Annotated in this window: 14 protein-coding genes; 1 reads left to right on the top strand and 13 read right to left on the bottom strand. The window is 62.9% G+C overall.

The features are described from left to right. The 9 genes from rplP to rpsJ are packed head-to-tail and all read right to left on the bottom strand — an operon-like array spanning position 1 to position 4,722. Complete coding sequence (rplP, locus tag QFZ40_RS04645; protein ID WP_013601829.1) at positions 1-417, bottom strand: 50S ribosomal protein L16; 417 nt, start codon at positions 415-417, stop codon at positions 1-3. Continuing rightward, positions 418-1,248, bottom strand: a complete 831-nt coding sequence (gene rpsC, locus QFZ40_RS04640) for a 30S ribosomal protein S3 (protein WP_214960723.1) — start codon at positions 1,246-1,248, stop codon at positions 418-420. It lies immediately after the preceding gene. Beyond that, entirely contained in the window at positions 1,249-1,614 is a 366-nt protein-coding gene (gene rplV / locus QFZ40_RS04635) for a 50S ribosomal protein L22 (RefSeq protein ID WP_003803798.1), read from the bottom strand. A gap of 38 nt (positions 1,615-1,652) precedes the next feature. Next, entirely contained in the window at positions 1,653-1,934 is a 282-nt protein-coding gene (rpsS, locus tag QFZ40_RS04630; RefSeq protein ID WP_003803803.1) for a 30S ribosomal protein S19, read from the bottom strand. A gap of 12 nt (positions 1,935-1,946) precedes the next feature. Then, a complete protein-coding gene (gene rplB, locus QFZ40_RS04625) occupies positions 1,947-2,786 on the bottom strand; it encodes a 50S ribosomal protein L2 (RefSeq protein WP_306903125.1) in 840 nt (279 codons plus the stop codon). A gap of 29 nt (positions 2,787-2,815) precedes the next feature. Continuing rightward, complete coding sequence (rplW, locus tag QFZ40_RS04620) at positions 2,816-3,121, bottom strand: 50S ribosomal protein L23 (RefSeq protein WP_066293292.1); 306 nt, start codon at positions 3,119-3,121, stop codon at positions 2,816-2,818. Then, entirely contained in the window at positions 3,118-3,741 is a 624-nt protein-coding gene (rplD, locus tag QFZ40_RS04615; RefSeq protein WP_190987323.1) for a 50S ribosomal protein L4, read from the bottom strand. The genes rplW and rplD overlap by 4 nt, the downstream gene beginning before the upstream one ends. Positions 3,742-3,745: 4 nt before the next feature. After that, positions 3,746-4,396, bottom strand: a complete 651-nt coding sequence (rplC, locus tag QFZ40_RS04610; RefSeq protein WP_258802904.1) for a 50S ribosomal protein L3 — start codon at positions 4,394-4,396, stop codon at positions 3,746-3,748. A 17-nt stretch (positions 4,397-4,413) separates the two neighbouring features. Continuing rightward, positions 4,414-4,722 carry a 30S ribosomal protein S10 gene (gene rpsJ / locus QFZ40_RS04605; RefSeq protein WP_003803825.1) on the bottom strand — a complete coding sequence of 103 codons (309 nt, stop codon included), beginning with the start codon at positions 4,720-4,722 and terminating at the stop codon, positions 4,414-4,416. A gap of 419 nt (positions 4,723-5,141) precedes the next feature. On the opposite strand from rpsJ, the gene QFZ40_RS04600 reads away from it, so the two are divergent. Further along, on the top strand, positions 5,142-6,587 hold the full coding sequence (locus tag QFZ40_RS04600) for a GH1 family beta-glucosidase (protein WP_306903124.1): 1,446 nt from the start codon (positions 5,142-5,144) through the stop codon (positions 6,585-6,587). Positions 6,588-6,608: 21 nt separating this feature from the next. On the opposite strand, the gene QFZ40_RS04595 is transcribed toward QFZ40_RS04600, so the two are convergent. The 4 genes from QFZ40_RS04595 to fusA form a co-directional block, all read right to left on the bottom strand. Beyond that, the gene (locus QFZ40_RS04595) at positions 6,609-6,734 is read right to left on the bottom strand and encodes a hypothetical protein (RefSeq protein WP_306903123.1); all 126 of its coding nucleotides are present in this window, start codon (positions 6,732-6,734) and stop codon (positions 6,609-6,611) included. 29 nt (positions 6,735-6,763) lie between these two features. Beyond that, entirely contained in the window at positions 6,764-10,933 is a 4,170-nt protein-coding gene (locus QFZ40_RS04590; protein ID WP_306903122.1) for a hypothetical protein, read from the bottom strand. 166 nt (positions 10,934-11,099) lie between these two features. After that, a complete protein-coding gene (gene tuf, locus QFZ40_RS04585) occupies positions 11,100-12,290 on the bottom strand; it encodes an elongation factor Tu (RefSeq protein WP_267275877.1) in 1,191 nt (396 codons plus the stop codon). A 265-nt stretch (positions 12,291-12,555) separates the two neighbouring features. After that, entirely contained in the window at positions 12,556-14,670 is a 2,115-nt protein-coding gene (gene fusA / locus QFZ40_RS04580; protein WP_306903121.1) for an elongation factor G, read from the bottom strand. Positions 14,671-14,710 lie beyond the last annotated feature (40 nt).

Genomic DNA, 14,710 nt, shown 5'->3' with positions numbered 1-14,710 from the left:
CTATTCACCACCTTCGCGACGCAGAATGCGTGCCTTCAACGGGAGCTTGTGGATTGCCAGGCGCAGGGCCTCGCGGGCTACCGATTCTTCGACGCCGGAGATCTCAAAGAGAACCCGGCCCGGCTTGACGTTAGCGACCCACCATTCCGGCGAACCCTTACCGGAACCCATGCGGGTTTCGGCAGGCTTCTTCGTGAGGGGACGGTCCGGGTAGATGTTGATCCAGACCTTGCCGCCACGCTTGATGTGGCGGGTCATCGCGATACGTGCAGACTCGATCTGACGGTTGGTGACGTATGCCGGGCTCAGGGCCTGGATGCCGTACTCACCGAAGGAGACCTTGGTGCCGCCCGTAGCAGCGCCGGAACGACCCGGGTGGTGCTGCTTACGGTGCTTGACTCGACGTGGGATAAGCATTTAAGCCTGTCCTCCTTCTACTGCAGCAGCAGCCTCAACTGCCGGAGCTTCGGCAGCAGGAGCTGCTTCGGCGGCCGGACGGTCGGTACGACGGCGGCGGTCACCACGGTCAGCGCCACCCGGGCGGCCCGGGCGGTCGCTGGCGCCGCGGCCACGGGACGGAGCAGCAGCTGCCTGCTGGGCCAGTTCCTTGGCGGTGACGTCACCCTTGTAGATCCAGACCTTCACGCCGATACGGCCGAAGGTGGTCTTGGCCTCGTAGAAGCCGTAGTCGATGTTCGCGCGGAGGGTGTGCAGGGGCACACGGCCTTCGCGGTAGAACTCCGAGCGGGACATTTCAGCGCCGCCCAGTCGACCGGAGCAGGCGATACGGATGCCCTTGGCACCTGCACGCTGAGCGGACTGCATGGCCTTCTTCATCGCACGGCGGAAAGCCACGCGGGAAGTCAGCTGCTCAGCAACGCCCTGGGCAACAAGCTGTGCTTCCATCTCGGGGTTCTTGACCTCGAGGATGTTCAGCTGGACCTGCTTGCCCGTCAGCTTCTCGAGCTCGCCGCGGATGCGGTCTGCTTCTGCGCCGCGACGGCCGATGACGATGCCGGGACGTGCCGTGTGGATATCCACGCGGACACGGTCACGGGTGCGCTCGATCTCGACCTTGGCGATGCCGGCGCGCTCCATGCCAACAGACATGAGCTGGCGGATGCGGATGTCTTCGCGAACGAAGTCCTTGTACCGCTGGCCGGCCTTGGTGCTGTCAGCGAACCAGTGCGATACGTGATCGGTGGTAATGCCGAGTCGGAACCCGTGCGGGTTTACTTTCTGTCCCACTTAGCGAGCCTCCTCTTTCTCCGGGGTAGCGACTACCACGGTGATGTGGCTGGTGCGCTTCTTGATCTGAAATGCACGACCCTGGGCACGCGGCTGGAACCGCTTCATGGTCGGGCCTTCATCAACAAACGCTTCGCTGATGATGAGGTCACCTTCGTCAAACGCCACGCCGTCGCGGTCCGCGAGGACCCGGGCGTTGGAGATTGCCGACTGTACTACCTTGAATACCGGCTCCGAAGCTGCCTGGGGGGCAAACTTCAGAATTGCCAGAGCCTCATTCGCTTGCTTACCACGAACAAGGTTGACGACGCGCCGGGCCTTCATAGGCGTTACGCGGATGTGACGCGCAATTGCCTTGGCTTCCATTGCTTTCCTTCTCTCGTCTTTGACGTAAGTGCAGGCGCCTAGCGGCGCTTGCCCTTACGGTCGTCCTTGACATGGCCGCGGAATGTCCGCGTGGGAGCGAATTCGCCGAGCTTGTGCCCGACCATCGACTCGGTGACAAACACCGGGATGTGCTTGCGTCCGTCGTGCACGGCGATCGTGTGCCCGAGCATGTCGGGGATGATCATCGAGCGGCGGGACCAGGTCTTGATGACGTTCTTGGTGCCCTTTTCGTTTTCCCTGGCTACCTTCACAAAGAGGTGCTGGTCAACGAAAGGACCTTTTTTCAGGCTGCGTGGCATGTGTCCAGGCTCCTATCGCTTGTTCTTGCCAGTACGACGGCGACGAACAATAAGCTTGTCGCTCTCTTTGTTGGGACGCCGGGTGCGGCCTTCCCGCTTACCGTTCGGGTTGACGGGGTGACGTCCACCGGACGTCTTACCCTCGCCACCACCGTGCGGGTGGTCAACCGGGTTCATCGCGACACCACGGACGGTCGGGCGGACGCCCTTCCACCGCATGCGGCCGGCCTTACCCCAGTTGATGTTCGACTGCTCGGCGTTGCCGACCTCGCCGACGGTAGCGCGGCAGCGCACGTCAACGTTGCGGATTTCACCGGAAGGCAGTCGCAGCTGGGCGAAGCGGCCTTCCTTGGCTACGAGCTGGATCGATGCGCCGGCGGAGCGGCCCATCTTGGCGCCGCCGCCCGGACGCAGTTCAACTGCGTGGATGACGGTACCTACCGGGATGTTGCGCAGGGGCAGGTTGTTGCCAGGCTTGATGTCAGCGTTGGCACCTGCCTCTACGAAGTCACCCTGGGCCAGCTTGTTCGGGGCGATGATGTAACGCTTGGTGCCATCAACGTAGTGCAGGAGTGCGATGCGAGCCGTACGGTTCGGGTCGTACTCGATTTCGGCAACGCGGGCGTTGACGCCGTCCTTGTCGTGGCGACGGAAGTCGATCAGACGGTACTGGCGCTTGTGGCCACCACCCTTGTGACGGGTCGTGATCTTACCGGTGTTGTTACGGCCGCCCTTTTTGGGCAGCGGACGTACCAACGACTTTTCCGGAGTCGACCGCGTGATTTCGGTGAAGTCCGCTACGCTCGAGCCACGACGGCCCGGGGTAGTCGGCTTGTATTTACGGATTCCCATAATTTATTTCCTCGTTAAAGTGGTCTCCGCTACGCGAGCGGACCGCCGAAGATGTCGATAGTGCCTTCTTTGAGGGTGACAATCGCACGCTTGGTGTTCTTGCGGGTACCCCATCCGAATTTGGTGCGCTTGCGCTTACCGGCACGGTTGATGGTGTTGATCGAGTCGACCTTGACGGAGAAAATCTTCTCCACGGCCAGCTTGATCTCGGTCTTGTTCGAGCGGGGGTCCACCAGGAAGGTGTACTTGCCCTCATCGATCAGGCCGTAGCTCTTTTCCGAGACGACGGGTGCAAGCACGACGTCGCGCGGGTCTTTGATGGTGGCTGCACTCACTTGGCATCCTCCTCGTTCTTTGCCACTGCCTTGTCAGCAACGAATGCTTCGTAGGCAGCCTTGGTGAAGACAACGTCGTCAGAGACGAGAACGTCGTAGGTGTTCAGCTGGTCTGCGTACAGAACGTGAACACCGGCGAGGTTGCGCACGGACAGTGCAGCAACGTCGTTGGCGCGCTCGATGACAACCAGCAGGTTCTTGCGCTCGGAAACTCCGCGCAGTGTTGCCAGTGCGGTCTTGACGGACGGCTTGGTGCCCTCCACCAGTTCGGCGACAACGTGGATGCGTCCGTTGCGGGCCCGGTCAGACAGTGCGCCGCGCAGTGCAGCAGCAATCATCTTCTTGGGTGTGCGCTGGCTGTAGTCACGCGGTGTGGGACCGTGGACAACGCCACCACCGGTCATGTGAGGAGCACGGATGGAACCCTGACGGGCGCGGCCGGTGCCCTTCTGCTTGAACGGCTTGCGACCTGCACCGGAAACTTCGGCGCGGGTCTTGGTCTTGTGGGTACCCTGGCGAGCAGCAGCGAGCTGGGCAACGACGACCTGGTGCAGCAGCGGCACGTTGGTCTGAACGTCGAAGATCTCTGCAGGCAGGTCAACCTTGACAGTGCTAGTCATTTAACTAGGCTCCCTTCACGGCAGTGCGTACGAGTACGACCTGGCCGCGGGCGCCGGGAACGGCACCCTTGATCAGGAGCAGCGACTTCTCGACGTCAACCGCGTGAACGGTGAGGTTCAGCGTGGTGTGACGAACGGCGCCCATGCGGCCGGCCATTTTCATGCCCTTGAAGACGCGGCTCGGGGTGGATGCGCCACCGATTGAACCGGGCTTACGGTGGTTCTTGTGGGCACCGTGGGAAGCTCCAACGCCGTGGAAGCCGTGACGCTTCATCACACCGGCGAAGCCCTTACCCTTGGTGGTGCCGATGACGTCGATCTTCTGGCCGGCTTCAAAGAGCTCAACAGACAGCTCCTGGCCCAGCTCGTACTCAGCAGCATCTGCGGTACGGAGTTCGACGACGTGGCGGCGAGGCGTGACGCCTGCCTTTTCAAAGTGCCCAGCCAGCGGCTTGGTGACCTTGCGGGGATCGATCTGGCCGTAGCCGATCTGAACGGCGACATAGCCATCAGCTTCTGCGTTGCGCAGCTGGGTGATGACGTTCGAATCTGCCTGGACCACAGTGACGGGGATGAGCTTGTTGTTCTCGTCCCAGACCTGGGTCATGCCGAGCTTCGTGCCCAGCAGGCCCTTTACGTTACGGGTTGCGGTCATAGTCTCTCAGCACCTCCCTACAGCTTGATTTCGATGTTCACGTCTGCCGGCAGGTCGAGACGCATGAGCGAGTCGACAGCCTTGGGCGTGGGATCGATGATGTCGATAAGACGCTTGTGCGTGCGCATTTCAAAGTGCTCGCGGCTGTCCTTGTACTTGTGCGGAGAGCGGATGACGCAGTACACGTTCTTCTCCGTCGGCAGCGGCACGGGGCCCACTACCGTTGCGCCTGCGCGCGTGACCGTCTCAACGATCTTCCGGGCTGAAACGTCAATGACCTCGTGGTCGTATGACTTCAGCCGGATGCGGATTTTTTGTCCCGCCATGTCGCCTGACTCTCTTTCAGTCTGTGCTTCCCCTGGTTGGGGCTGCCCTGTTCACTTACTCGTTGTATGGCTGCCGAAGCAATTGAGGTCGTAACCACCATCCGCCGCACAAACTGAATCCGGATGAATCCGGGTTCCTCACCTTGCCGGCGTAACCGACCCCCGCGGTCGGGCGTGTCGCGCTTGGCACGCATACAAATCCGCAGTTCCATTGGGGTGGGTTATGTTTGGTCTTCAACTTGGACCCTGGCATCCGGCATTATCCGGATCGGGACGCGAAGAAGCGCTTGAACAACTCATCTAGTATGCCGGAAATTATCCGCAGAAGCGAATCAACAACTCTGCCAGGGGGCCGTGCAAGTCAGTGGCCCTTTCGGAGGGTCATTGCCTTCGGCAACTTCCGATTAGATGATAGGGAAATGACGGTGGAGAATGCTGTTTCAGTAAGCGAGCTCGCCGACCGCCTGCCGCCCTCCTTCACCCTTGGCGTCGCCTCAGCCGCGTTCCAGATTGAAGGCGCCCTGGCGTCAGGCGGCCGGGGACCGTCCGGCTGGGATGCCTTCGCTGAAAAACCCGGTGTCATCGTGGACGGACACTCACCCGCGGTGGCCTGCGACCATTACAACCGGTTCCCGGAAGACGTGGCGCTCATGCGTGACCTGGGCGTGGACTCGTACCGGTTTTCCATCTCCTGGCCCCGGATCCAGCCCGACGGCCACGGCCGCTTGAACGAACAGGGCCTTGACTTCTACGACCGCCTGATCGACCACCTCCTCGAGGCCGGCATCTCCCCGATGGCCACCCTCTACCACTGGGACACACCGCTTCCATTGGAGCACGACGGCGGCTGGATGAACCGAGCCACCGCTGAACGCTTTGCCGAATACTCCGCCGCCGCCGGCCGCCGGTTCGGCGACCGGGTAGCCCAATGGGTCACCCTCAACGAACCCGCCTCCGTGGTGTTGAACGGCTACGCGCTCGGTGTCCATGCACCAGGCAGGGATTTGCTGTTCAATTCCTTGCCCGCCGTCCACCATCAGCTGCTTGCCCACGGGCTGGCTGTCCAGGCGCTGCGGAGCGAGGGAGTGACCGGCGGGATAGGCGTCACCAACCTGCACTCCCCGGTCCGGCCGGCCACCGGCAAGCTGATGGACAGGCTCATCGCCACGGTGTTCGACCTGATGCTCAACAGGATCTACGCCGACCCCGTGCTCCTGGGCCATTACCCGCGCCCGCCGCTGATCGCCAGGCCATGGTTCCGCGCCCTGGGCAGGATTTCCGACGCCGACCTGCGCACTATCCATCAGCCTCTGGACTTCTACGGGCTCAATTACTACTACCCGACAAAAGTGGCCGCCGGCAGGGGCCCGGCGGAGAGCCCGACCGGACCTGCGGAAGCCATGGTCCGGGTCCCGTTCCACCAGGAACCCTTTCCGGAGTACAGCACTACCGGATTCGGCTGGCCGGTGGCACCGGAGCACCTGGGCATCCTGCTGCGGGAACTGAAGGACCGGTACCTGGATGCCCTGCCTCCGGTGTACATCACGGAAAGCGGCGCCAGTTTCCCGGAACCGGACCACGTCACAGGCCCTATCCAGGACGACAACAGGATCAATTTCATCGCCGGCCATTTGCGGCATGCATTGGAAGCGACAGCCCCGGGCGGCATCGCGCACGACGTTGACTTGCGCGGGTACTACGTCTGGACGCTGCTGGACAATTTTGAATGGGCTGCAGGCTATTCACAGCGCTTCGGACTGGTGCACGTCGACTTTGACAGCCTGGAGCGGACGCCCAAAGAGTCCTACTACTGGTACCAGGCCCTGGGCCGGGCCCGTAAGAAATCCGCAGCGGCGGGCAGCTGAGCCCTGCCGCCGGTGTGCTGCCTACTGGTTCTTGTTTGCCCGGTTGATGCGCTTGGCACGGTCAATCTCGTTGCGGAAATACTTCTTGGCCCAGAACACTCCGGCAACTACCGCAACCACGACGATCAGGAAAATTAGCCATTCCATGGTGGACTCCTCTCGTGTTAGCAACATTATCAGTGCCGGTGGATCGGGTCCTGCTCCGCCGGCCCACCCTGCACCGGGTGCTCTGGTCCGGTCTGCTCAAGCGCACTCTCCGTGCCCGTGCCACGATTCAGGCGCCACACCGCCACCACAATAAGTCCGACGGCGATGAGTGCCAGCAGCGCGAAGGTGTACTGGCGCATCGCCCACAGGATGCAGGCCGCCACCCCCGCGGCTCCCCACCAGACAAACAGCCGGTCTGAGAGACCCAGGCCCGCCAACAGGAGGAGGGCCAGGAGGACCAGTACCCAAAGCTGCTGCGCGCCCGTGCCGCCAAAGACCACGCCGAGGCCGCTCAGCGAGAGGAGCACTCCCCCGGCCGCCACCATTGACTTTCCAGCCAGACGATGACCCGCTGCATAGCGCGAGGCACCAAGTCCGGCCGCCAGGAGCACGTACCACTGGGCCACCCAGAAAGGATCGGGCAGGCTGGCAAACAGCCTGTAGTTGTAGGCGAACTGCCGGTCCAGCTCAAAAATGGCGGCGCGCTGGATAGCAGCTGTCAATGCCAGCGCACCGATTTCCGCGGCCACCCGCCTGACCCTCCGCGGAGCCTCAAGGTAGGCGATGCCGACGGCGGCGGCCAGCAGCGCCGTCGCAGCCCAGGCCGTCGCATCGTGCTGGATTCCGGACAGGGCGGCAAGGCAAAAGCCCAGGAAGGCGGCTCCCGCCAGCGACCATCGGCGCACCGGATCCCCCTCCAACCTCCGGCTCCGGTAAAGTCGTGCGGAGTATAGGGCGCAGGCGGCAAGCCCGGCGCCGGTCAGCCACGGCAGGAATTCGCCCCACGATCCGGGGATGTCCGGCAAGAAGTCCGCCGCCAGCACCATGGAGCCTGCCAGTCCGGCGGCCGCCGCCGGCGGATAGAAGAGCGTCTGCCCTTCCACGTGCGACGCCGTGAAACACACGCCAGCCAGGACCAGTACGGCTGCGCCCTGGATCCAGTCCGCCGCCAACGGCGAAACGAGCAGCCCGGCGAGGGTGAAGGAGCCAGCGGTGCCCAGCCACAGCCAATGCTCAATGTCTCCTACAGGAACATTCCGGCCGCGCCGCAAGGCCCCGGAAACAGCAGCCAGGAGTGCCACCACCAGCAGCACCGTCGCGGTCCCCGTGTGGTTAAGAACCGGAGCTGCGAGGAGCGTTCCACCGAACCTGACGAGCGGGCCCAGCGAAACCACGCCCACCAGCGCCGCGTAAACGGCGAAGTACAAGGCGCCGCGGGCACCAAAGAGCCTCCTGGCCGCCAGTGCCGAGACAAGCAGCAGGAGCAATTCCAGGAGAACAACCCAGCGGCCGCCGTCGTCGTCCTGCCCCAGGATTCCGGCAGGAACGGTGTGCAGCATGTACGCCAGGGGCAGCAGCGCCTGGCCCGCCAGCGTGATCCAGACGGCAGCCTGCTGGAAGGGGACGTCGGCGAGCCGTGAGCGCAATGCCCAGCGGACCGCGTGCTGGGCAGCGAGGACGAACGCGAAGGTTAGGGACACAGCTGTCGGAGAGGCCGTGATGTCATAGCTGAGCACCACGGCAAGGCTTGCCGTCAGCATGCGGGCCGCAACAAAGTACCAGCCCTTGCCCGCCGCGTGCGGCTGCGCTACGACCATCACCGCACAAAAGACGGCGAAGACCCCGATCAGCAGTTCCACCTCGGCAAGGTCCCCGCCGCTAAAGGCCAGGAGGGCGCCGAAGGCCACCGGTGCGATCCACACTGATCCTGCCTCAGCGCGAAGCACATATCCCGAGGCCGCCGCGCCTACCGCCACAGCCACAGCTGTATACGTCCCCTGCCACTCGGCGGCCTCCAGCGGCGCCAGGACTGCGCAGGACGCCAGCTGCAGCAGCAGCACAATCCCCGCGTCCGCCAGGATCCCCTTCGGAGCCCGCACTCGGGCGGCGGCAGCCAAGGGGAAAACAAGCTGTAACGCCAACACCGTGACCAGCACAGTGGCCCCGAGAAGGACCTCGCCGGCGAAAACTGTAGGTCCGGCGTCCTGCTGTAACTGGTCAAAAGCTGTGACTGCCAACAGGGTGACTGTTCCCCGGCCGAGCCACCAGTAAGCCCACCGGTGCGGGCTCAGCTTCAAGCTCGCGGACTTGGCAAACAGGTAGCCCGCAACCAACAGCAGCGCCATGTTCCCGGAACTTTGTGAAACCGCCCCGAAAGCGACCGGCACAGCCACCGCCGCGACCCCCAGCGGTAGCCCTTCCCACACCGTGGCGTGCCAGTCCCGGCCTGAGCCAGGGCGAGGCGCCTGCAGCCAGCCGACGGCAAGCGCGGCCACCAGCTGGATAAGGACCGCAAGTCCTGTCAAACCATGGCCGGGAGTGGAATCCAGGAATGGCAAGCTGATGAGAGAGGCCACTGAGGCTGCGGCAAAGCCTCCCAGGCTGGCCTGCGCAGCGATCATCCTGACGCCCGAGCGCTGCAACACCGCCGTCAGCAGCTGCTGGGACACCAGGGCCACAAGCAGCCCGAAAAGCGCAGCGGCCGTCTGCCCGGCGCCGTCGCCAACGACGGCCGCGACCGTCACCGGAACAGCCACTGTAGACGCAACCCGTGCTGCCAGGAACATCCGCTGCCGGAGCCTACCCTCAGCAAGGAGCCCGCGGACTGTCCAGAAAGCGGAGCCAAGCAGCAACATCCCGGCCAACGGCCAGGCACCCATGGAATCGCCCAACGCCGCGGCCAAAGTCAGTGCGGCCACCGGCGCCCATTCAGCCTCCCCCGCGAGTTTCGCTGCCAGGACCAGGCCGGCAACCACCGCCAGCAGAACTGGCACCCACACGGGCACTGCGCCGGCAGATGCAGCCAGGACCTCGCCATGATCCTCTGTCCAGGCTCTCTCGGCAGCAAAAGCGGCGGTCACCACCAGTTGGGCGGCAAATGTCGCCAAAGCATCCGCCCGCCAGCGGGTGCCAGCGTCCGCATGTGTGCCGCCTGCCTCAGGCTGCCGACCGACCTCCGGAAACCAGCGCCTGAGCGTTCCATTCGAGAGTGCCGTGGCCACGGCCTGTGCGGCGAGAAGGACTGCCCCCGCCAGGACGGCATCGACACCACGTCCCGTCAGATGCCAGATCTCGACGGCGGCAGCCACAGTCAGGGAGATCCTCGCGGCGTAGAAGTTGAGCAACCGAAGCGGGCCCGGCAGGGCTGTCGTCAGGGCAAAATATGCTCCGCACATGCCCATGATCAATGCGTACTCGGATTTGTCGAGAAGCAGCGGAATGCACGTCACGGCAATCGCGACCGCGGGTGCGACCCACGGGTGGAAGATCATCAGCGGCCGGATGTAGACCGGCGGCAACCAGCCCGGACGGCTCATCGCCAATGCGGTCAGCAGCACGGCGACGCCGATCAGCGCCGCGAAGTACCAGACCAGAGGACCGCCGAGGACGGACACTCCGGAGCATGCTGTGGAGGCAAGGAAGGTGAAGGAAAGGTAAACCAGCACCCGGCTCTCGAGGCGGGCGGCCGCGGCCATATAGGCTGCAGTCCCGACCAGCGACGTGATGAGCCATGCTGCAGGGCCGTCATGGAGCGCGAAGTTGTAGAGGGCAAGGCCGGTTACTGGAACCAGGGCCAATCCCGTGCCTGCAAACGCAACAGCCGCCGGCCGGAGCCTGGGGACTCTGGCATGGAGGACAAACCCTGCCCCGTAGAACATGGCCGTAACGGCGCAGACCGCGGCGAAACGGAACACCGGCGGAAGGTTGGTACCGATGAACAGCGCCCCCGCCGCCACCAGGAGCAGGCTCGCAACGTACAGCGTGATGTTGATGTTCTCGCGGTCCCGCTTCTCCTTTCGCGCCTGGCGCTCCGCCGGCGTCTCCACTGGATACTGGTTGACGACGGCAGCTTGCCTCGAAAGGCCGGGCGACGGCGGCATCGGGGAGGGCGACGTCGTCGTGCCCTGAGTCATCTGCGGGACCGGCACCCGGGGACTGGCCGGTGTGCGGAAGGGCGAGGCGGCGTCCGGAGCCGGAAAGGCCGAAGGTACATGCGCTGAACCGCCTGTGTGTCCGCCATTTGCGGCTTCCGCGTTGCCTGGAACAACGGGCCGCTCTGTTCCGAATCGAGCCATGGCATCAAGCCAGCCCTGCAGGTGACCGGCGCGGTAGCCTGCCTCGTACGATTGGTCCGTCATGATGCAGCCTCTTTCGCACAGCGGGAACATCCAGAATTAATCCAGTGAATGGATTAATTCTAGCAAAGAACAGCCCCGCTGCACTAGCAGCGGGGCTGTTGAAACCTCACGTCCGGCCGTCAAACGGCCAAATCGTTTGGAGCTTTAGACGCAGATCAGCAAGTGACTACTTGATGATCTTGGTGACGCGTCCTGAACCAACGGTGCGGCCGCCTTCGCGGATAGCGAAGCCGAGGCCCTCTTCCATGGCGATGGGCTGGATGAGCGCAACGGTCATCTCAGTGTTGTCGCCAGGCATAACCATTTCCGTGCCTTCCGGCAGGGTGATAACGCCGGTTACGTCCGTGGTGCGGAAGTAGAACTGCGGGCGGTAGTTGGAGTAGAACGGGTTGTGACGTCCGCCTTCGTCCTTGGAGAGGATGTAGACGTTGGCCTCGAAGTCGGTGTGCGGGGTGATGGAACCCGGCTTGACGACAACCTGGCCACGCTCTACGTCATCGCGCTTGAGACCGCGCAGCAGGAGGCCACAGTTCTCGCCTGCCCATGCTTCGTCGAGCTGCTTGTGGAACATCTCGATACCGGTAACCGTGGTCTTCTGGACCGGGCGGATGCCGACGATCTCGACCTCGGAGTTGATGGCGAGGGTTCCACGCTCGGCGCGGCCCGTTACAACGGTGCCACGGCCGGTGATCGTGAAGACGTCTTCGATCGGCATCAGGAACGGCTTGTCACGGTCACGTACGGGGTCCGGAACCGAGTTGTCAACGGCTTCCATCAGGTCCTCGACGGACTTGACCCAAACCGGGTCGCCTTCGAGTGCCTTCAGGCCGGAAACGCGAACTACCGGAGCGTCGTCGCCATCGAAGCCCTGTGCGCTGAGCAGCTCACGAACTTCCATTTCAACGAGGTCCAGGAGCTCTTCGTCGTCAACCATGTCCGACTTGTTCAGAGCAACCAGCAGGTAGGGAACGCCAACCTGGCGGGCGAGCAGGACGTGCTCGCGGGTCTGAGCCATCGGGCCGTCAGTGGCGGCAACCACGAGGATTGCACCGTCCATCTGGGCAGCACCGGTGATCATGTTCTTGATGTAGTCAGCGTGACCGGGAGCGTCTACGTGTGCGTAGTGGCGCTTTTCGGTCTGGTACTCAACGTGGGAGATGTTGATGGTAATGCCGCGCTGACGCTCTTCGGGAGCAGAGTCAATAGACGCGAAGTCGCGCTGCTCGTTGAGAGTCGGGTACTTGTCGTACAGCACCTTGGAAATGGCGGCCGTCAGCGTCGTCTTACCGTGGTCAACGTGACCAATGGTGCCGATGTTGACGTGCGGCTTAGTCCGCTCGAACTTTGCCTTTGCCACAGGTTCCTCCTAGAACGTTTTCAAATGACTTACCTTCCGGCCGCGCTTGTCGCGGCTGAAACTCAGGCAAGTCTACTTGGGGGGCTTTGGATTGGTGAAATTGCAGATTCGGGAACTAATACTAGTCCCTCGAGCCTGTTCGTGCGGATGGCCGGGGCCCGGACTGACCGGACTGCATCTGGACCGGGACCCGGCCACCTGCACCAGGCATGCTTCCGTCGGCCGGAAGCGCACCCGAGTTTGTTCGCCGTGAAAGTCCGAAGGACTATTCGCCGCGGTTCTTCTGGATGATCTCGTCGGCAAATGCCTTCGGGACCTCGGCGTAGCTGTGGAACGTCATGGAGTACACAGCGCGGCCCTGGGTCTTTGAACGCAGGTCGCCAATGTAGCCGAACATGCCGGACAGCGGGACGTGTGCGCGGATAACCTTGACGCCCTGGGCATCTTCCATGGACTGCATCTGGCCACGACGGGAGTTGAGGTCACCGATAACTTCACCCATGTATTCCTCAGGGGTGCGGACCTCGACATCCATCAGCGGCTCGAGCAGGATGGGATTCGCCTTGCGTGCGGCTTCCTTGAAAGCCATACGGCCGGCGATCTTGAACGCCATTTCCGAGGAGTCAACATCGTGGTACGCGCCGTCAATCAGCGTGGCCTTGATACCGACAACCGGGTAACCGGCCAGGACGCCGTCGTTCAGTGCATCCTGGATACCTGCATCAACAGACGGAATGTATTCGCGCGGGATACGGCCACCAGTGACCTTGTTCTCGAACTCGTACATCTCGCCGTCGGACGTGTCCAACGGCGCAATGGCGATCTGGATCTTTGCGAACTGACCCGAACCACCGGTCTGCTTCTTGTGCGTGTAGTCATGACGGTCCACAGCACGCTTGATGGTTTCGCGGTAAGCAACCTGCGGCTTGCCGACATTAGCCTCGACCTTGAATTCGCGGCGCATGCGGTCCACCAGGATGTCCAGGTGGAGCTCGCCCATGCCGGCGATGATGGTCTGGCCGGTGTCTTCGTTGAGGGACACCTGGAAGGTGGGGTCCTCAGCGGAGAGCTTCTGGATGGCCGTGGAGAGCTTCTCCTGGTCACCCTTGGTGTTCGGCTCGATGGCAACCGAGATCACGGGCTCGGGGAAGCTCATGGACTCAAGCACGATCTGGTTAGCGGAGTCACACAGGGTGTCACCCGTGGTGGTGTCCTTCAGGCCGATGGCTGCGTAGATGTGGCCGGCGGTAGCGCCGTCAACGGGCATTTCCTTGTTGGCGTGCATCTGGAAGAGCTTGCCGATGCGCTCCTTCTTGCCCTTGGTGGAGTTGACCACCTGGGAGCCAGCTTCAACGTGACCGGAGTACACGCGGATGAAGGTGAGCTGACCGAAGAACGGGTGGGTCGCAATCTTGAACGCGAGGGCCGAGAACGGCTCTTCCGAGGAAGGCTTGCGGGTAAGCTCCTTCTCTTCGTCCCGGGGATCGTGACCGATCATCGGCGGGACGTCGAGCGGGTTCGGCAGGTAGTCGACGACGGCGTCAAGCATCGGCTGGACGCCACGGTTCTTGAAGGCGGAGCCACAGAACACCGGGTACAGCTCGGAGTTGATCGTCATCTTGCGGATGCCGGCCTTGAGCTCGTCGACGGAGATCTCTTCGCCTTCGAGGTACTTCTCCATGAGTTCTTCGGAGGCCTCGGCAACAGTCTCGACGAGCGCTGCGCGGTACTCCTCGGCCTTTTCCTTGAGGTCAGCCGGGATCTCCTGGATCTCGTACTTGGCACCCATGGTGACGTCACCCTTGGAGTCGCCGGGCCAGACCAGTGCACGCATGTACAGGAGGTCGACGACGCCGACGAAGTCGTTCTCGGCGCCGATCGGCAGCTGCATGACGAGCGGCTTGGCACCGAGGCGGCCGATGATGGTGTCGACGGTGAAGTAGAAGTCAGCGCCAAGCTTGTCCATTTTGTTGACGAAGCAGATGCGCGGGACGTTGTACTTGTCAGCCTGGCGCCAGACAGTCTCGGACTGCGGCTCCACGCCTTCCTTGCCATCGAAAACAGCGACAGCGCCGTCGAGGACGCGCAGGGAGCGCTCAACCTCAACGGTGAAGTCAACGTGGCCGGGGGTGTCGATGATGTTGATCTGGTTGTTTTCCCAGAAGCAGGTCACGGCGGCAGACGTGATGGTGATGCCGCGTTCCTTTTCCTGTTCCATCCAGTCGGTGGTCGAAGCGCCGTCGTGCGTTTCGCCAATCTTGTGGTTCACACCTGTGTAGAACAGAATGCGCTCGGTGGTGGTGGTTTTGCCGGCATCGATGTGGGCCATGATGCCGATATTGCGGACCTTACTAAGGTCGGTAAGCACGTCCTGTGCCACGGTGTCTCCCTTTCGGATGGACTGCACGTTCGCCGCCGGC

Source organism: Arthrobacter pascens, from assembly GCF_030816475.1.
Classification (GTDB): Bacteria; Actinomycetota; Actinomycetes; order Actinomycetales; family Micrococcaceae; genus Arthrobacter; species Arthrobacter pascens_B.
This window is presented reverse-complemented; position numbering and strand designations above follow the sequence as displayed.